This window comes from Ruegeria sp. CDSC052, from assembly GCF_059610685.1.
Genome location: NZ_JBXWOB010000002.1, coordinates 157,396 through 175,851, shown reverse-complemented (window position 1 = coordinate 175,851; position 18,456 = coordinate 157,396). Strand labels below are relative to the sequence as shown.

Here is an 18,456-nt window from a genome sequence, read left to right as displayed (position 1 = left end):
CCCTATCCACGCCCGATATAGGGCATCGTAGTGGCCATGACGGTCATGAACTGGACGTTTGCCTCTGCAGGCAAAGACGCCATGTGCAGTACAGAACGTGCGGCATCGTCAACAGCCATCGTCGGGTCGGGCTGCTGCCCTCCCGCGATGGCGTTTTCAACCAGGTTTTGCACCATCTGTGTTCGCGCGTTGCCAATATCGATTTGACCACATGCGATACCAAAGGCGCGCCCGTCCAGTGATAGGCTGCGTGTCAGGCCTGTTATCGCGTGTTTCGTAGCGGTGTAATGGACCGAATTCGGACGCGGTACATGCGCGGCGATCGAACCGTTATTGATGATCCTTCCCCCTTGAGGGGCCTGATGCCGCATAATGCGAAAGGCTTCGCGCGCGCTTAGGAACATCCCGTTCAGGTTCACGCTGACGCTCTGGTACCAATCCTCCAACTGGATTTCGTCTATCGTGCCGCCGGGGGCAAAGATTCCGGCATTATTGAATAATACGTCAAGACGTCCCGCCTCATTCTGGAATGTCTCGAAAGCACCCGAAACAGCGGTGGGGTCGGTAACATCGGTCACCAGGGGGATCGCATTCTTGTGCCTTTCAGCCAATTCGTTCAGCACATCCGCGCTGCGCGCCAGCAGCCCAACCGCCCAGCCCTCGGCCAAAACAGCTCGGCAGTTGCCCGTCCGATGCCTGAACTGGCGCCTGTGATGATGATGGATTTCATATCTCTTCCGCCTCCAGGGTCAGCGTCGCCGCCGGAGCCGCGCGCAAATCATCCACGCGCAGCGGATAAGTGGGCTTGGCCAGCCTGTTGCGCACCACCCAAATCAACCTTTCTTGCGCCCGCGTGATCGCAACATAAGCCAGACGTTTCCACAAAGGTTGCCCAGCCTCGGTTCGCCCCATCCGGGCAGCCGCATATATATCCGGCGCAAACACCTGTACCGTGTCCCACTGCGACCCCTGCGCCTTGTGAATGGTCACTGCTGCGCCATGCAAAAAGGTAGCCCCCATTCGCGCAGCAAATGGAATAAACGGTTCTTCCTCATCAGGCATTTCGATTTTGACAATCGACGCTGCGCTGACCTGCGGATCCTCGGCCCCCATCACATGCAGGCGCGAAAACCCCGGTTTTCGTCCTGGCCCCAGATAGATGACCTGAGCACCCTTGATTAGCCCGCGCGCCTCAAGATCCAGCCTTTTCTTGCGGTGCTTCAGCGGCAGTTCGATTCCATCGCAAATCAACGGCTCTCCCGCCAGAAGCTCGGTGTCGGGTGCAGCGTGAACATTGCGGAAGGCTTGAATCAAGCGAATTCGGGTGGCATTTCGCCAGACCAGAACCGGGCTGCGGGCCATCAGGTCAACTTCAACACGCTGCCCCCAAACAACTCGGTCATCCTGTCGGGCGGTCTGTTCGACGAGCCGTTCAAAATCCTCAAACCCCATCTGAGGGTCGGCCAGCGCATGCGCGAGGTCCAGGATCGGGTTGTCTGCCGTCTGCCTGTGGACCCTGTGCAATACCTGCTTTCGCGGCTCGGGTAGCGTCTCAAATACCATGCTGCCAGACTGATTGACCGGGGCCAGCTGCGCCGGGTCGCCAAACAGCAACAGGGTCGGGAAGATCTCTTTCAGGTCTTCGAACTGCCGGTCATCCAGCATCGAGGCCTCATCTACAAAGCCTATGTCCAGCGGCTCCTCCCGACGTTTCCAGCCGGTGATAAAGTCGGACCCACGCAGGCCCGCAACGGCCAGCGCGCCGGGGATAGACTTGTTGTTCTGATAAAAAGCAGCCGCCCGGTCCAGGGCTTCGTCAGTCAGCCCTTCAACCTCGGGGCGTTCATCGTTGCCCGCCAGCCATTCGGCAATGCGTTCATATTCCGGGTCATAAACCGGCGTATAGAGGATGCGGTGGATCGTGGTCGCAGGCACACCCCGCAGGCGCAAAACACTGGCGGCCTTGTTCGTTGGCGCAAGAATGGCCAAGCTGCGTTTCTCGCGCGCTTTGCGGCTTTCGAAATCACCGGAAACGATCTGAAGACCCGCGTCAGCCAATGCTTTGTAAAGCTCTGCCAGCAGTAGCGTTTTCCCTGAACCCGCCTTGCCGATCACGGCCATCACCCCGGATTCGCCATTGCCGGGCATTTTCAGCAGGGCATCATCATCCAGGTCCACACCAGCAGATTTCAGCATCTCGGAAATGCTGTCATAGGCGGCGGCTTGATCGTCGGAAAAGGTGACTGTGGGTATAGACATGGCGCGACCCTACAGGGCCACGCCAGCTATCGCCAGATATGGAATTGGCTTTCAGACCCCGTCAGGCGGACAGGGCAAACCGGTGTTGCCGGACAGTGCCGAACGCGGCTTTGAACCACATCCTGGACAGCTCACGTGGGATGCCCGCCCGTTCAGCCACCCGATTGCAATCCTCGGACGAATAGGGCCAGAGCCCAACCGAAATCTGATCACGCCCTTTCCCTTGTGACCCCAGAACGACTGGAGACGATCCGATCAGACGGTAGATCCGAATCATGCGCGCATCAAAGACGCCAGCAATATGGGTCAGCCCGAACCCTTCCATGATTTCGCCGCCGCTCAGCATGATGGCACCGGCAGTATGGGCGCTGGCCGTTCGGGACAGGCAGAACCGCGTTACTTCCCAGATCAGCGGGCTGTGGACCGGCTTACCCCCTGTCAGGTGCCCAAACACCTCATTCACCATGACAGGTCCTGTCGTCGGCAATACCCGCATCGACCCCCCATGGCTGCCATCCTCTTCTTCCCAGATGACATAGAGCGGATTCAGGTCATCATACTGATCCCGCTCTTCTCCTTTTTCGTCCACGTGAACATCCCAGCCCAGACGTGTTTTGAACTGATCCGCTCGATCCCGGAACATCCCTTGGGCCAAATTCGGAAACTTATGTAGTTCGTCGGCAAACAAATAGCGCAACATGACTTTTCCCCTTGTCGTCCTGTGCAGGAACGAAGGGGGTACAAAGTCGTGGTTAATTTCCCGTTTTTGGCGCGCGCGCTTGTTAAACCACTATTAATCCACGGCTGAGTGCTGTTGCGATGGCATGGGTTGTGTTCTGCGCCCCAAGCTTGGCACGCGCACTTTCAATATAGACACGCAGCGTATGTTCCGAGATTGACAGTGAGTGCGCGACTTGTGCCCGGCTGTATCCAAGCGCCAGCAAGGTCATGGCATCCGTCTCACGAGGCGACAGGCCTCGGGTCGTATCCGGCTGCCTGTCGGTTTCGAACTCCAGAGCCTTTCGGTTAAAGTAATGCGCGATCAAAATCAGCTCGCGGCCATGGGCCTCGATGAAGGACTTCCATTTCTCATCATCACATGAGTGATTCACTGTGAATAAGGCAAACTGGCCGTTCGGCCCCCGGATGGGGATCGAATAACCCTGATTGCCAACCCCATGTTCAAGGGCATCCTGCAAAAAGGCTTTCGCCACTTTTCCAGACCAGTCCAGAAATTTCCAGTCAACCGGGTGGAACCGTTGGAAACACCCCAGGATCACTGGATCTATGCGGTGATAATTCCGCTCCCGGTATCGCTCGGCCCAAGCGTCCGGGTAAGTTGTATAGCCGTATTGATCCCCGGCACCATCAACCCAATGATAGATAAGATGTTCAACCTGCAGCCGGTCGCGCAATCGAACGGCTACATCGCCCAACTCGTCAAGCGTGTTGGTGCTTTCCAAGTCCTCTAGGACCTGACTCATGTCGAGTTGTGTTCCCATTCGCGGGCGCCTGTGCCTTATCTTGCATGGACGCAATCTCGGCCGCTGCGATCAACTTGGTATCATCAAGCTGCTCGGCAAGTGCGGTCAAACCGTTTTCAACAGCGAAGGCGTTGAGGTCCGACAAAACGTCCAGTATCCACTCATTATGCGCCATCTAAAGTCACTCCGAAACGGTTAACGAAGGGTTAACACAACCGTAACATGTGAGATGATTTTAAGCCTATTCACTGGTTTCTACTCCCCAAAACTAGCGGGTCACGATTCTGTAACCCACTGTAATTATTTCCTTATGCCTCGAAATAGATACACCCGCGCTCGCTCGATGCGATTCGCGGGTGCTAATATTCTATTTTTTTGGGGGGGCTCAGCCTTTTGCGTCTAGAACCTCTTCAAGCGTGCGCAAGCCCGTCTGCGGCGCCTGAACCAGAACCGACATGTTGCCTGGTTTATGCTCATTCCGCATCATCTTCATATGCGCGTCGGGCAATTCACCCCAGGCAAACACTTCGGACATGCAGGGATCCAGACGGCGTTCGACCATCAGTTGGTTCGCGGCAGCAGCCTGCTTGAGATGCGCAAAATGCGAACCTTGCAGACGTTTCTGATGCATCCACATATAGCGAACGTCGAAAGTCAGGTTATAGCCGGTGGTACCGGCGCAGATCACAACCATACCACCTTTTTTCACGACAAAGGTCGACACCGGAAATGTGCTTTCGCCGGGATGTTCAAACACCATGTCGACATTCTTGCCTTTGCCGGTGATTTCCCAGATCGCCTTGCCGAATTTGCGCGCCTCTTTGAACCAGTCCGCATATTCCGGTGTGTTTACTGTGGGCAACTGACCCCAGCAGTTAAAGTCTTTGCGATTCAGCACGCCCTTGGCGCCCAGACCCATGACAAAGTCACGCTTGCTTTCGTCCGAGATCACGCCGATTGCGTTGGCGCCTGCGGTATTGATCAGCTGGATCGCATAAGAGCCAAGGCCGCCCGAGGCACCCCAGACCAGAACGTTCTGGCCCGGCTTCAGGTCATGCGGCTCGTGCCCGAACAGCATCCGATACGCGGTCGCCAGCGTCAGAGTATAGCAAGCGCTTTCTTCCCAGGTCAGGTGCTTGGGGCGCGGCATCAACTGCTGGGCTTGAACATTGGTGAACTGTGCAAAAGACCCATCCGGCGTTTCATAACCCCAGATCCGCTGGCTGTCCGAATACATCGGATCGCCACCATTACAATGTTCGTCGTCGCCATCGTCCTGGTTGCAGTGAATGACAACCTCGTCGCCCACTTTCCAGCGCGTTACTTTCGAACCCACGGCCCATACGATCCCCGAAGCGTCAGAACCGGCGATATGATACGGGGCTTTGTGGCCGTCAAAGGGCGAGATCGGCTTGCCCAGGGATGCCCAGACGCCGTTATAGTTAACGCCCGCCGCCATCACCAGAACCAACACCTCGTGGCTGTCCAGTTCTGGTACGTCCACGACTTCCTGGACCATCGCAGTATCCGGTTCCCCGTGGCGTTCCTTACGGATTGCCCATGCATACATTTTCTTAGGCACAAACCCCATCGGAGGGATTTCACCCATTTCATAGAGGTCTTTTTCCGGCGCGTCGTAAGTTGCGATACCGCTGTCGGTGTCCAGAGCCATGTTGGCCTCCTTATTTCTCATTCCTGTTTGCCGCGATGCAGAAGCGCTTGCGTTGGATGATGAGATATTGGCCTGAGGGAAATAATGCAATAGATTTTGCATCATTTTTGTAATTTTATGACCCAGCGCCTGCAGAAACTTCTTTCGCTGCCGCAGCATCAGGCCAGCCGTCGCCAATCGGGGCTGAGGCTGCATAGTAGTCGAGCAGATCAACCCTTTGCCCGGATTGAGATATTTTCCCACCTTCTCGTTTCAGAATTCTGCGTTCGACCAGCTGATCCAAGGCAGCTGAAACCGCGGACTCATCCTGATCACCCAAAGTTCCGTCACGTTGCAAAAACCCGGTGATCAAGCTTTTAAGCTCGTCTTCGGGCATTCCTCCTTTGGTGCGAACCAGCCAGCACGCTGCAGGAACAGGCGCCTGCGGAATCGCTTCTTTGATCCGTTGCATGAGTTCGCGCGCGAGATCAGTCATCACATCGTCATGGGCGGTGCGGAATTCCTTCAATGAGATAGGGTGACCATATCGCACTCCAGCAAATCCAAACCGCTGGTAGCGACCGGTCAGACGCCTGCCTATCTGTTTCAACATCCACCCAGTTATAACCCCGATTCGGGCACGAAATTGCCTTTGATTGCCAAGTGCGGCCTTGGTCAGGATCGTATCTTCAAGAACCCGGTCATAGTTTAGCGCAACGGGAACAAACACCACATCCGCCCCATCCACCCTGGCACCATCGATTATGTATTTCAAAAGCCCCAGCTTGGGGCGTGCCATGGCCCCCGTCAGGCTCAGCCCGCCTTCAGGGAACATGGCCTGTGTAACACCGGCATCGGTGGCATGCCGGACATAGCAGGCCAATACCTGACGATAGAGTTCGCTGCCGGACTTGCGGCGAATAAAATAGGCCCCCATCGCACGAATCAACCGACTGAGCGGCCAAACGCGCGCCCATTCGCCAACAGCATAAGACAAAGCCGATTGCTGGGCCGCCAGATAGGTGACCAGCACATAATCCATGTTGCTGCGGTGGTTCATCACAAAAACAACTGTCGCATTTGGATCAATATCTTTCAGGGCATCTTCATCCTGATAACTAAGCCGTACATCATAAAAGGCGTTGCTCAGAATCCGCGCCAACCGGATGGCGATACTGAAATAGGCAACGGCGGAAAAAGAAGGCACGATCTCGCGCGCATACCGCTGGGCCTGCTCAAAGGCGACCGCTTCGGGAATGCCTTCTTCACGTGCGTGCTGCTGCACGGCCTGCCCTACCTGAGGATCATAGATCAGACGTTGAATCATATCGTGGCGTCGGGCCAGCTTGAACGGCTGTATCGGGCGCTGCAGGCGCGTGTTCAGGCGTTTGACCGCGCGCTCCAACCTACGGCGAAAAAACCACCGCACTGACGGAAACAGAAAATGCGAGGCCAGTGTGACCGCGGCGAATACCAGGATCAACAAAAACAGCCAAAGCGGAAGTTCCACGGTCTGTGTCATAAATGCACCCTGCCACCAATCGCTGCATCCCACAATCGGCACAACCGGAAATGCCGCGGCGCAGCGAATTGACATGTCCCGAAAATTGCGCTTTAGAACCCATGAACGTAATTTTCTTGCCCACCCGCAATACGAGGCCCAGTTATGACGCAGACGCAGAAAGATCGCCCCTGGCTCATCCGAACCTATGCCGGTCATTCCACCGCCAAAGCGTCCAACGCGCTGTATCGCGGGAATCTGGCCAAGGGTCAGACGGGTCTGTCAGTGGCCTTCGATCTGCCGACGCAAACCGGCTATGACAGCGATCACACGCTGGCACGCGGCGAGGTTGGTAAAGTGGGTGTGCCGATCAGCCATCTGGGCGACATGCGGGTTTTGTTCGACCAGATCCCGTTGGAACAGATGAACACGTCGATGACGATAAACGCCACGGCTCCTTGGTTGCTGGCGCTCTATATAGCGGTTGCCGAGGAACAGGGCGCTGATGTCTCTAAACTGCAGGGCACGGTTCAGAACGATCTGATTAAGGAATACCTGAGCCGCGGAACGTATGTCTGCCCGCCGAAACCGTCGCTGAAGATGATCGCCGACGTGGCCGAGTATTGCTATACCAACGTGCCAAAATGGAACCCGATGAACGTCTGTTCCTATCACCTGCAAGAGGCTGGCGCGACGCCCGAGCAGGAACTGTCCTACGCCTTGGCAACAGCGATTGCAGTTCTGGATGAGTTGCGCCCACGGGTACCGGCCGAGGATTTTCCGGCGCTGTGTGGCCGGATTTCGTTCTTTGTGAACGCCGGCATACGGTTTGTTACCGAAATGTGCAAAATGCGGGCTTTTGTCGACCTTTGGGATGAGATTTTGCAACAACGCTATGGCGTTGAGGATCCCAAATTCCGCCGCTTTCGCTATGGCGTTCAGGTAAACTCGCTGGGTCTGACCGAGCAGCAGCCTGAAAACAATGTCTACCGCATCCTGATTGAGATGCTGGCCGTAACACTGTCGAAAAGGGCCCGCGCCCGTGCGGTGCAATTGCCCGCCTGGAACGAGGCGCTGGGATTGCCGCGGCCCTGGGATCAGCAATGGTCGATGCGGATGCAGCAGATTCTGGCCTATGAGACCGACCTGTTGGAATATGGCGATCTGTTTGATGGCAACCCGGCTGTTGATGCCAAGGTTGAAGAGTTGAAAGAAGGCGCGCGTGCGGAGCTGGCAAACCTGGATTCGATGGGCGGCGCTGTCGCTTCGATCGAATACATGAAGTCACGCCTGGTGGATTCGAACGCAGAGCGCCTCAACCGGATCGAGCGCAACGAGACCATTGTGGTCGGCGTGAACAAATGGACCGAGGGCGAGCCCTCACCCCTGGAAACCGAAGACGGCGGCATCATGGTCGTTGATCCGGCAGTAGAGCAGGAACAGATCAACCGCCTGAACGAATGGCGCACCGAACGGGATGGCGCGGCAGTTGCAGCAGCGCTGGCCGCTTTGCGTGAGGCCGCACAATCCGGTGCGAATGTAATGGAGCCGTCAATCGTCGCCGCCAAGGCTGGCGTCACCACCGGCGAATGGGCCGAAGAGATGCGCAAAGTCTATGGCACATATCGCGGCCCGACCGGCGTTTCCGGCTCGGTCTCAAACAAAACCGAAGGGCTGGAGGACTTGCGCTCGGCCGTTGACGCGGTCAGCGACAAGCTTGGACGTCGCCTGAAATTCCTGGTCGGGAAACCCGGTCTGGACGGCCATTCAAATGGCGCTGAACAGATCGCCTTCCGCGCCCGCGATTGCGGCATGGACATCAGCTATGACGGCATCCGTCTGACACCCGAGGAAATTGTGGCCGCCGCAATCGAGGACAAAGCCCATGTGATCGGCCTGTCGATTCTGTCCGGCAGTCACATTCCGTTGGTTCAGGACGTTCTGAACCGTCTGCGCGAGGCGGGCCTGAAACATGTTCCTGTTGTTGTCGGTGGCATTATCCCAGATGACGATGCTGAAAAGCTCAAAGCGATGGGTGTGGCCAAAATCTACACGCCAAAAAACTTCGAGTTGAATGCAATCATGGGCGACATAGTTTCCTTGGTTGATCCGCAAAACCTGGCCGCTGAATAACCGCCGATTTGCCACCCATTTTCCCCGTATCTATCGCCTTCGCGAAAGGGATAGATAATGGATGCTTTTAGAACTACGGTGACTCTTCGGGGACATTGTAATTCGGTAACATCAGGGGAATGTAAATGGGAATGAATCTCGAAAAGATGACGCGCAATGAACTGTTGGAATTGCGTGCCAATGTAGATGTGGCGCTGAAAGCAGCCGAAAGACGTGATCGGAAAGAGGCTTTGAAAGCTGCTCAGAAAGCCGCAGCGGAATTTGGGTTTTCCCTTTCCGAACTTTCTGATGGGTCCTCGAAATCTCTTAAGCTTTCGAAAACAAAAGAAAAATACCGAAATCCATCCAACCACGATCAAACCTGGTCGGGGCGCGGTCGCAAGCCGCATTGGGTACACGAAGCTTTGAAAGCCGGAGCGGATATTTCGGATATGGAAATCTGAATGGAATTGATAACGAAATGACGATTCATATAGGCGCCGAAAAAGGCGAAATCGCTGAAACAGTTCTTTTACCCGGTGATCCTTACCGGGCAAAATGGGCGGCAGAAACTTTTCTGGATAACGCCAAACTGGTGAATGACGTGCGTGGCATGTTGGGCTTCACCGGAACCTGGAAAGGTAATCCGGTCACGATTCAAGGCAGCGGTATGGGAATGCCCTCGCTGTCAATTTACGTGAATGAATTGATCCGCGATTTTGGCGCCAGAAATTTGATCCGTATTGGGTCATGTGGCGGGATGCAGGACAGTGTGAACATTCGTGATGTCATTTTGGCGATGACTTCGACCACGCTCAGCACGCCGTCTCGGGGGATCATGAAAGAGCTCAACTTTGCACCTTGCGCGGATTGGAGCCTGTTGCAGGCCGCCTTTGAGGCTGCGGCAAACAAAGGAACACCAACTCATGTTGGCGGGATTTATTCCTCGGATGTGTTCTACGATGAACGTCCCGATCTGAACGAACAGATGGTGCGTCACGGCATTCTGGGCGTCGAAATGGAAGCCGCCGAACTTTACATCCTGGCCGCGCGCCACAGGTGCCGGGCCCTTGCCGTGCTGACCGTTTCCGACCACTTGCTGACAGGAGAAGCTCTGCCATCGTCCGAACGTGAAAGCAGCTTTGGCGACATGGTTGAGATCGCACTTCAGGCGGCGTTTCCAAAGGCTTAGAAAACGGGTTGGGGCAGGGTCGACCCTGTCCCGCATCGGCTATCCACCGGTCGATCCCTTTAAACACTGCTTGGGGCTTTCCGCCCCATCGGTCTGAGCACCGCAAAACGAACAGACCCATTGCCCTTCTTTTCGGTGCTGGCGCCAACGGCATTCACGCGTCAGTGACGAAGTACGGGCGCGCCACAGAAAATAGGCGAATACGGCGGCGGCAAGAAGCAGAAGAAAAACAGGCATTCTCCTGCTTTGCTGATCAGTCGGTTGTTTTCAAGCCCTGCAATCGCAGATCAGGCAGCATTTGCGTATTCGAACAGCTCTGGCATCCGCTCTGAAGTGGGGATTACCGTTTCTGGCGTATAATAGGCCCATGCCTGTTCCAGCAATTCCAGGGCTTCGGCGGCATCAGCGGAGTTGGTTTTGGTTCTCATCGGAGTGATCCCATTGTGACATAATCACTCCTCCCTGAGCCAAACATAGGACAGGCTGCAGGCGTTCACACCACATATTCTTGCAAATGGGAATTGCACCTGCCGCAACACAGCAGGCACATGGATCAAGCCCGCCTCACACCGTGCGTTCGACCATCATCTTTTTGATCTCGGCGATTGCCTTTGCAGGGTTCAGACCCTTCGGGCAGGTTTTGGCGCAGTTCATGATCGTGTGGCAACGATACAGCTTGAACGGATCTTCCAACTCATCCAGGCGCTCACCAGTTGCCTCATCTCGGCTGTCAATGATCCAACGATATGCATGCAGCAGAGCCGCCGGGCCAAGATAGCGATCGCCATTCCACCAATAACTTGGGCACGAGGTCGAGCAGCTGGCGCACATCACGCATTCATAAAGACCATCCAGCTTTTTGCGGTCTTCAATGGATTGCTTCCACTCTTTCGCCGGCCGGTTGGTCTTGGTTTCTAGCCAGGGCATGATGCTGGCGTGCTGGGCATAGAAATGGGTCAGGTCCGGAATCAGGTCCTTGACCACAGGCATATGGGGCAAAGGATAGATTTTCACATCGCCCTTGATCTCATCCATGCCATAGATGCAGGCCAGCGTGTTGATCCCGTCGATATTCATCGCACAGGACCCACAAATGCCCTCGCGACAAGACCGGCGGAAGGTCAAGGTTGGGTCGATCTCATTCTTGATCTTGATCAGCGCATCCAAAATCATCGGACCGCAGCTGTCCATATCGACGAAATAGGTATCCACCCGGGGATTTTGACCGTCGTCAGGATTCCAGCGATAGATCTGGAACTTGCGCACATTCGTCGCGCCCTCTGGCTTGGGCCATGTCTTTCCGGTGGTAATCCGAGAATTTTTTGGCAGGGTGAGTTGTACCATTTCCGACCTCGCTAAATTCCCGTGTATAGATACACGCTGCAAGTGCGAAAGCCAACCATTTAGCCTTGAAAACAGTCAATAAAGATGGGTGATTTCACCTTTACATTGAGCTTATGTGCATGGAGTCTGCACCCGAGAAAGCAAAAGCTGAGTGCCGTATGCAGACACGAGTATTGAATATTCCCTACGGCACCAAAAACCCCTATCAAAACATGATGTACAGCGCATGCGAGCCAGAGTTTTCTCTAGCTGCAATGAAACAGCTGAACTTTGCAGAGATTGCGAAACCAGAATTTCAGACCGAACACGGAATCCTGCATATCCAATGGGATGACAGGCTGTTTCCGATCAAGGATGGTGAAGATTCCGCGAACAACGCCCTGTTTCAAGATGCCGTGTCGGGACTTGAACTGTATAAATCAAACGGTGGTCGCGTCATCTGGACCATTCACAATCGCACCGCGCATTCAGCGCGTGAGGGCAACGATGGATTTCACGCAGCGCGACGCAAGTTGGCAGAGCTGGTCGATATGATCCATGTCCATACCCCAAATGCGCGGCAACATATGATCGCCCAATATGACGCGGAACCGAATAAGATTTGCCTGATCCCTCACCCAAGCTATCTAGGCGTTTATGAAAGCGCCGAAATCACGCTTGCACGCCTGATGCAACCACGCGATCAGACCCATTTTTTGACATTTGGCGCGATGCGCGGAAACCGCGAGTTGGACCGGCTTCATTTCGCCATCCGGAAGCTAACCAACAGGGGTTTCGACTTTCATATGTCAGTGGTAGGCCGAGTCTTTCGGCCCAGTCGGCGATTGGTACGACGGCTGGACGCCATTTCAAACGTAACCGTGATAGGCGAACGCATAGAAGATGAGGCCATTCCGAGTGTTTTTTCCCAAGCTCACGCCTATGTTTTGCCGTCTACACAAACCTTCACCTCTGGAACCGCAATGCTTGCCATGACCTTCGGCTTGCCAGTTGTCGCTCCTGACATTGAACCCCACCGGCAGACAACCCCGGAAACCTGTCACGATCTATTATATCCGGCACAAAACCCACGAGGCCTGATCCGCATGATGATGAAGGTGATGGAAATGTCCGATTCAGAACTGGCTGAAAAACGTAGGGCGTGCTTCGAATTCGCTCAGGAACGCGCGCCAGAGCGGATCAGCCGCAAGTTGGCCGAAGCGCTTACGGTTCTAAGAAATGGATAATCTTTTCAGCGCCCGCATTTCCGCTTTGTACGATCTTCTGGACTTGACCAGTTTTGTGCGCATTGCGGATATTGGCGCCAACCCAATGCGCCATGACGCCCCTTACCGTGATTTGCTAAAGAACGACCTCTGCAATGTCGTCGGTTTTGAACCTCAGGAAGACACGATGAAAGAGGTCGTACGCAATAAAGGTGCAAATGAAGAGTATTTCAACTTTGCAGTCGGAGACGGCAAACCGGCCTTGTTGAATATCTACAAGGGCTCGGGTTTGACATCCTTGCTGAAAATAAGGGAAAAAACACTTTTTTACCTACGTGGCCTACGCAATGCTGCAAGGCAAATTGGCAGTATGGAGATGCAAACCCAGCGGCTGGATGATATCGCAGGTTTGGGTCCAGTGGATTTTCTGAAAATTGACATTCAGGGTGCCGAACTTTCGGTGTTTACCTCGGCGGAAAACACGCTGAAAAATGTCGCCGCCATACAGACCGAAGTATCGTTTTTTCCATTGTACGAGAATCAGCCAGGTTTTGGCGAGGTTGACACATTTCTCAGAAAATTGGGGTTTTTGCCCCATAGTTTTGCGCATATCGAGAACAGGCTGGTCGTATCGAAATGGTCGGGAGTTCTTTCGGACTTTGAATCGACACAAATGCTGGATGGGGACATTATCTATCTCAGGGACTTGTCTGATCCTGCAGAGCTGAACAGCCAGATACTAAAGCGACTGGCAATTCTAACCGAAGGTGTTTTTGGGTTCACAGATGTCAGCCTGAAAATTCTCGACATATTGGCACAGCGTCAGGAAATCTCTGAAGCCGATGTGAATCAGTACATTGAAACATTCATCTCGCCATAGCCGATTGGCTAAGTACAGATATTACTTACCCATAGAATTTGAGCAGTCCGGTGGTTGGTCGCGGACTGCCCAATCACATCAGAAAGTCCGCGCCTTGGGCGCGATTTTCTTCAGGCTGATTCCACCTTCTGCTTCGGTGCTCAGCGGATCGACGATCACCGGGCGATAGCTGAGGTTCACTTTATTACCGTCCACGCGGGACACCGTGTGAACGCGCCAGTTTTTGTCGTCGCGTTCGCTGAAATCCTCATGCGCATGGGCACCACGGCTTTCCTTGCGCGCTTCGGCACCGACGATGGTGGCCAGCGCACTTGGCATCAGGTTGGTCAGTTCCAGCGTTTCCATCAGATCGCTGTTCCAGACCAACGAGCGGTCGGTGACTTTCAGGTCGTCCATCTTGGCGGCAATCGCCGTCATCTTTTCAACACCTTCGGCCATGGTTTTGGCGGTGCGGAATACGGCCGCGTCAGCCTGCATGGTCTTTTGCATCTCAAGCCGCAGATCGGCGGTCGGGATCGCTCCGCTGGCGTTACGGACGGTGTCAAAGCGATCAAAGGCTTTGTCGACCGACCCCTGGTTCAGAACCGGGTTGGCGCTATCGGCATCCACAACCTTGCCGGCCCGGATCGCCGCCGCGCGGCCAAAGACCACCAGATCGATCAGCGAGTTTGAGCCCAAACGGTTCGCCCCATGGACCGAGGCGCAGCCAGCCTCACCCACAGCCATCAGGCCCGGGACCACGGCGGTTGGGTCCTTGGCGGTGGGGTTCAGAACCTCACCCCAATAGTTGGTCGGGATACCGCCCATGTTGTAGTGCACGGTCGGCAGAACCGGGATCGGCTCTTTGGTCACGTCCACACCGGCAAAGATCTTGGCGCTTTCGGAAATACCCGGCAGACGCTCGGCCAAAGCCTCGGCAGGCAAGTGGCTAAGGTTCAGGTGGATGTGGTCGCCCTCTGCACCCACACCGCGCCCTTCGCGGATTTCCATAGTCATTGAGCGCGAGACATAGTCGCGCGGTGCCAGGTCTTTGTACTGAGGCGCATAGCGCTCCATGAACCGTTCGCCTTCGGAATTGGTCAGGTACCCGCCCTCACCCCGCGCCCCTTCGGTGATCAGACAGCCCGAGCCGTAGATGCCGGTCGGGTGAAATTGAACGAACTCCATATCCTGCAGCGCCAGACCCGCGCGGGCCACCATACCGCCACCGTCACCGGTGCAGGTATGGGCCGAAGTGGCGCTGAAATACGCCCGGCCATAGCCGCCGGTCGCCAGCACCACCATCTTGGCGTTGAAGACATGCATGGTGCCATCGTCCAGCTTCCAGCAGACGACACCCTGACACTGTCCGTCGTCGGACATGATCAGGTCGATGGCGAAATATTCGATGTAGAACTCGGCGTTGTTTTTCAACGACTGACCATAGAGCGTGTGCAGGATCGCGTGGCCGGTCCGGTCAGCAGCGGCACAGGTCCGCTGAACCGCGGGGCCTTCGCCGAATTCCGTTGTGTGGCCACCAAAAGGACGCTGATAAATCTTGCCTTCTTCAGTCCTGCTGAAAGGCACACCGTAATGTTCCAGCTCATAGACCGCTTTGGGCGCTTCGCGGGCCAGATACTCCATCGCGTCGGTATCACCCAGCCAGTCCGAGCCCTTGACCGTGTCGTACATATGCCACTGCCAGTGGTCAGGACCCATATTCGACAGCGACGCCGCGATGCCGCCCTGTGCGGCAACCGTGTGCGAGCGGGTCGGGAACACCTTGGTCACGCATGCCGTACGCAGACCCTGTTCCGCCATACCCAGCGTTGCGCGAAGACCTGCACCACCTGCGCCTACGACAACGACGTCGTATTCGTGGGTTTCGTATTCATATGCTGCTGTCATTGTTCTTATTCCTTACCGCGCATCATCACAGGGCGAGTTTCACCAGGGCGAACAGCCCTGCAACCATCAGCGTGTAGCCAAACGCCCACATCGCAACCAGCGTCACTTTTTCGGCGACACCATGGATATAGTCTTCGATGGCCTCCTGCGCTTCGTACATCAGCTGCAACAGGGCAACGATCAGTGTCAGCGCGCATACGATCGCCGGGAAGGGGCGACTGAAATAAGCCAGAACCTCTTCGTAGGTTCCGCCCAGACCCGCACCAAATGTGAAGATGAAGAGAGGAATCAGAACAGTCAGGATCATGGCCCGGACCATTGTGTTCCAATGTGTTTGGGTTCCGGATTTGCCCGCTCCCAGACCCTCGGCGCGTTTACGGTCAGTCAGGTATCGCATCGAACGTCTCCTTAAACCACAAAAACGGTGATGATGGTCAGGATCGTGGCACCAACGAACATGCCCCATCCCAGCTTTTCAGATAGATCGACATCCAGGCAGTAGCCGAAATCCCAAAAGACATGACGCAACCGGCCCAATGTGTGGTACCACAAACCCCAGGCCGCTCCGGTCATGACAAGATCACCGAACCAGCTGCGCAGAAACCCGTCTATGCCTGCAAAGGCCGCCTCAGAGGTTGCCGCCGCCAACAGCCACCACACCACAAGTGCTGCGATTGCGAACACGGCCAATCCAGTCATCCGAACCATGATCGACGACAGAGACGTCATCTGTGGGCGGTAGATGCGGATATGCGGTGAGAGCGGGCGGTTGCCCCGATTTACATCGCTCATGGCGGCTCCTTTTCGGTTGGCTTCCGAAGGTTTTACTGGTTTTTGCGACACTGTCACGTGCTGCAGCTGCAAAAAAGCTCAGAATTCGCGCAAAATGACAGATTAAGCGATAAAGTGATCACACAAAATATTCTTGTGATCACAAATCAAATCAGACGAAACAGATGTTAGCGCCTGCAGCTCCGAATCCCTGCCACACTTATTTCAGACCGGCCGTTTGCTGGGTCACTTCCCGCAACAGTTTCTTTCGGATGCGGGCCGGATAATCCTCGAACCCGGCCGCCGAAACGACAAACGCTCCCTCACCTACAATGACGTTCTCAAAGAAATAGGCCGTCAAGTCGGGTTCGCTTTCCTCGATGGCGATGGCATTTACCGTGACACCTTTTCCACGCAACACATCGTGAATCTCGGACGGTTCAACCCCTTCGTTGGAAACCCCATCACCCGAAATATCAATCAGGTGCCGTTTGCATTCGGTTACCTCGCTGAAACTGGACATTGTGGTCTCAAGCGCCTCACCGATTGCAGTCGAAAAATTGCGCCAGACTCTGGCATCCGCAGCCACCTGTCTGGCGAAGCTATCTATGGCTTCAAAGCTATCCATATGTGTCCAGGGGATCGTCACCTTCTGACGAGAGGCTCCGGTCCATTGGACCAGCATCAACCGCGCATTCCCGCGCACCAGCGCCTCGGAGACGATGGGGTCACGCAATCCAGCGGCCAGGCCGTCCATTTGTATGCGGTATTCGTTCGAATCCACCGATCCCGAGACATCAACGGCCAGAGCCAAAGCAAGATCACACGCCTCGGCGGTCGGGGCCAGAAAGAAACAGGCGACGAAAGAGCGAAGCAGAGACATGGTTGCAGCCTAGCACGAATATTGCAGGCTGCGTTCAAATGAATGTGGGGTCAGACTGGCATCAAAGCCCAGTAGTCGAGGTCCAACAGAACGTTGGGCAGATATCGGCCATCGTCATTTTTCAACTCGAATGGCTCTCCACCCTTCGTGGCGACCAGCCGCAACCGGACCGCCCCAACGCCGGGGATGCCAGTTTCGGCTTTGTCCAGCACCTCAGACCAGGCCTTAATGGTATCGCCTGAGAAGCAAGGGTTGGCATGGGCGCCACCGTTCAACCCGACGATCATCTGCGCATTTGCCAATCCATTGAACGACAGGGTCCGCGCCATCGAGATCACGTGCCCGCCATAGATCAGGCGGCCTTCGGGGCGGAAGGTCAGATCGAAATGAACCTTGGCAGTGTTCTGCCAAAGCCGCGTGGCCAGCATATGCTCGGCTTCTTCCACCGTGACGCCGTCCACATGATCAATCTTTTCACCAATCGCGTAATCGCCCCACCGATGCGCTTCACCGGCCTGAACAAATTCATAGGAGGAAAAGTTCAGCCCTTGTGGCACTACCAGATCCTGAGGCTCCAGCGCCTGTTTCAACTCGGGCACCACCGTGTCCGGGGCGGGCGCGTCAGGGTTCGATTTGCGCACCATCACCCAGCGGACATACTCAATAACCACCTCATCGCGCTGGTTCAGGCCACGGGTTCGCACCCACACCACACCGGTTTTTCCGTTCGAGTTCTGCTTGACCCCAATCACTTCGGATTCCGACCGCAGCGTATCGCCGGGATAAACCGGCTTCAACCAACGCCCCTCAGCATAGCCCAGATTGGCCACTGCATTCAGCGATACATCAGGGACAGTCTTGCCAAACACCACGTGAAACGCCGCCAGATCATCGATCGGGCTTTGCGGCAGGCCACAATTCCGGGCGAACTCATCCGAGGAATACAGAGCATGACGCGCCGGATAGAGCGCATGATACAACGCCCGTTCGCCATCGGTCACGGTGCGAGGCACCGCGTGGTGCAGCACTTGCCCTACAGAATAATCCTCGAAGAAACGGCCCGGATTGGTTTTTGCCATTATTGCTGTCCCAGTTTCATTTCAGGGGAATAGTCGGTCGCAACCTCTTTGGTCACGGCCTGCGCACAACGCATCACGTTGTTTGCAGTGTCAAAGGCATAGGACGGGTCGCCATACAGCTCCCACCCTTTTGCCAGCGCGTCCGACACTTTGTGACAGAAGGCTGCGGTGTCTTCCTCGGTCAGCAGACGATAGAGTGTTGCCATGT

At 55.4% G+C, this 18,456-nt stretch carries 19 protein-coding genes and 1 pseudogene; 5 read left to right on the top strand and 15 right to left on the bottom strand.

The window, feature by feature from the left end; translation table 11 throughout:
- Positions 1-2: 2 nt before the first annotated feature.
- The 6 genes and pseudogenes from AC2FIM_RS06245 to AC2FIM_RS06220 form a co-directional block, all read right to left on the bottom strand.
- A pseudogene (locus AC2FIM_RS06245) lies at positions 3-730 on the bottom strand (SDR family oxidoreductase).
- A complete protein-coding gene (locus AC2FIM_RS06240) occupies positions 727-2,259 on the bottom strand; it encodes an ATP-dependent DNA helicase (RefSeq protein WP_496676557.1) in 1,533 nt (510 codons plus the stop codon). The pseudogene AC2FIM_RS06245 and the gene AC2FIM_RS06240 overlap by 4 nt, the downstream one beginning before the upstream one ends.
- Positions 2,260-2,320: 61 nt before the next feature.
- Positions 2,321-2,959, bottom strand: a complete 639-nt coding sequence (locus tag AC2FIM_RS06235; protein ID WP_496676560.1) for an acyl-homoserine-lactone synthase — start codon at positions 2,957-2,959, stop codon at positions 2,321-2,323.
- A gap of 82 nt (positions 2,960-3,041) precedes the next feature.
- Positions 3,042-3,761, bottom strand: a complete 720-nt coding sequence (locus AC2FIM_RS06230) for a helix-turn-helix transcriptional regulator (protein ID WP_142635521.1) — start codon at positions 3,759-3,761, stop codon at positions 3,042-3,044.
- A 367-nt stretch (positions 3,762-4,128) separates the two neighbouring features.
- Positions 4,129-5,415, bottom strand: coding sequence for a crotonyl-CoA carboxylase/reductase (gene ccrA, locus AC2FIM_RS06225; protein WP_142635517.1), 1,287 nt, complete (start codon positions 5,413-5,415; stop codon positions 4,129-4,131).
- A gap of 115 nt (positions 5,416-5,530) precedes the next feature.
- The gene (locus AC2FIM_RS06220; RefSeq protein WP_271948408.1) at positions 5,531-6,916 is read right to left on the bottom strand and encodes a 1-acyl-sn-glycerol-3-phosphate acyltransferase; all 1,386 of its coding nucleotides are present in this window, start codon (positions 6,914-6,916) and stop codon (positions 5,531-5,533) included.
- Positions 6,917-7,045: 129 nt separating this feature from the next.
- On the opposite strand from AC2FIM_RS06220, the gene AC2FIM_RS06215 reads away from it, so the two are divergent.
- From AC2FIM_RS06215 to deoD, 3 genes are all read left to right on the top strand, one after another.
- Entirely contained in the window at positions 7,046-9,028 is a 1,983-nt protein-coding gene (locus AC2FIM_RS06215) for a protein meaA (protein WP_281286264.1), read from the top strand.
- 125 nt (positions 9,029-9,153) lie between these two features.
- Positions 9,154-9,471 carry an H-NS histone family protein gene (locus AC2FIM_RS06210; RefSeq protein ID WP_271948410.1) on the top strand — a complete coding sequence of 106 codons (318 nt, stop codon included), beginning with the start codon at positions 9,154-9,156 and terminating at the stop codon, positions 9,469-9,471.
- Between the two features lie 17 nt (positions 9,472-9,488).
- Positions 9,489-10,199, top strand: a complete 711-nt coding sequence (gene deoD, locus AC2FIM_RS06205) for a purine-nucleoside phosphorylase (protein ID WP_496707984.1) — start codon at positions 9,489-9,491, stop codon at positions 10,197-10,199.
- A gap of 39 nt (positions 10,200-10,238) precedes the next feature.
- Here the strand turns inward: deoD and AC2FIM_RS06200 are convergent, their stop codons facing one another.
- The 3 genes from AC2FIM_RS06200 to AC2FIM_RS06190 form a co-directional block, all read right to left on the bottom strand.
- Positions 10,239-10,436 carry a hypothetical protein gene (locus AC2FIM_RS06200; protein ID WP_142635508.1) on the bottom strand — a complete coding sequence of 66 codons (198 nt, stop codon included), beginning with the start codon at positions 10,434-10,436 and terminating at the stop codon, positions 10,239-10,241.
- Between the two features lie 50 nt (positions 10,437-10,486).
- Positions 10,487-10,627 carry a hypothetical protein gene (locus AC2FIM_RS06195; RefSeq protein WP_185956642.1) on the bottom strand — a complete coding sequence of 47 codons (141 nt, stop codon included), beginning with the start codon at positions 10,625-10,627 and terminating at the stop codon, positions 10,487-10,489.
- A gap of 136 nt (positions 10,628-10,763) precedes the next feature.
- Entirely contained in the window at positions 10,764-11,543 is a 780-nt protein-coding gene (locus tag AC2FIM_RS06190; protein ID WP_142635506.1) for a succinate dehydrogenase iron-sulfur subunit, read from the bottom strand.
- Between the two features lie 254 nt (positions 11,544-11,797).
- Between AC2FIM_RS06190 and AC2FIM_RS06185 the strand changes: the two genes are divergently transcribed.
- Positions 11,798-12,769, top strand: coding sequence for a glycosyltransferase family 4 protein (locus AC2FIM_RS06185; protein ID WP_271948416.1), 972 nt, complete (start codon positions 11,798-11,800; stop codon positions 12,767-12,769).
- On the top strand, positions 12,762-13,628 hold the full coding sequence (locus AC2FIM_RS06180; RefSeq protein WP_271948418.1) for an FkbM family methyltransferase: 867 nt from the start codon (positions 12,762-12,764) through the stop codon (positions 13,626-13,628). Before AC2FIM_RS06185 ends, AC2FIM_RS06180 begins: the two co-directional genes overlap by 8 nt.
- A gap of 78 nt (positions 13,629-13,706) precedes the next feature.
- On the opposite strand, the gene sdhA is transcribed toward AC2FIM_RS06180, so the two are convergent.
- The 6 genes from sdhA to AC2FIM_RS06150 all read right to left on the bottom strand — a co-directional run bounded on the left by sdhA (position 13,707) and on the right by AC2FIM_RS06150 (position 18,454).
- Complete coding sequence (gene sdhA, locus AC2FIM_RS06175; protein WP_142635500.1) at positions 13,707-15,515, bottom strand: succinate dehydrogenase flavoprotein subunit; 1,809 nt, start codon at positions 15,513-15,515, stop codon at positions 13,707-13,709.
- Between the two features lie 25 nt (positions 15,516-15,540).
- Positions 15,541-15,912 (bottom strand): succinate dehydrogenase, hydrophobic membrane anchor protein, encoded by a 372-nt coding sequence (locus AC2FIM_RS06170; protein ID WP_142635498.1) that lies wholly within the window; start codon positions 15,910-15,912, stop codon positions 15,541-15,543.
- An 11-nt stretch (positions 15,913-15,923) separates the two neighbouring features.
- Positions 15,924-16,307 carry a succinate dehydrogenase, cytochrome b556 subunit gene (sdhC, locus tag AC2FIM_RS06165; protein WP_496676572.1) on the bottom strand — a complete coding sequence of 128 codons (384 nt, stop codon included), beginning with the start codon at positions 16,305-16,307 and terminating at the stop codon, positions 15,924-15,926.
- Between the two features lie 199 nt (positions 16,308-16,506).
- Positions 16,507-17,169 (bottom strand): DUF1194 domain-containing protein, encoded by a 663-nt coding sequence (locus AC2FIM_RS06160; RefSeq protein WP_142635494.1) that lies wholly within the window; start codon positions 17,167-17,169, stop codon positions 16,507-16,509.
- A gap of 50 nt (positions 17,170-17,219) precedes the next feature.
- Entirely contained in the window at positions 17,220-18,248 is a 1,029-nt protein-coding gene (locus tag AC2FIM_RS06155) for a MaoC family dehydratase (RefSeq protein ID WP_496676575.1), read from the bottom strand.
- Positions 18,248-18,454 (bottom strand): DUF1737 domain-containing protein, encoded by a 207-nt coding sequence (locus AC2FIM_RS06150; protein ID WP_142635490.1) that lies wholly within the window; start codon positions 18,452-18,454, stop codon positions 18,248-18,250. The genes AC2FIM_RS06155 and AC2FIM_RS06150 overlap by 1 nt, the downstream gene beginning before the upstream one ends.
- Positions 18,455-18,456: the final 2 nt, after the last annotated feature.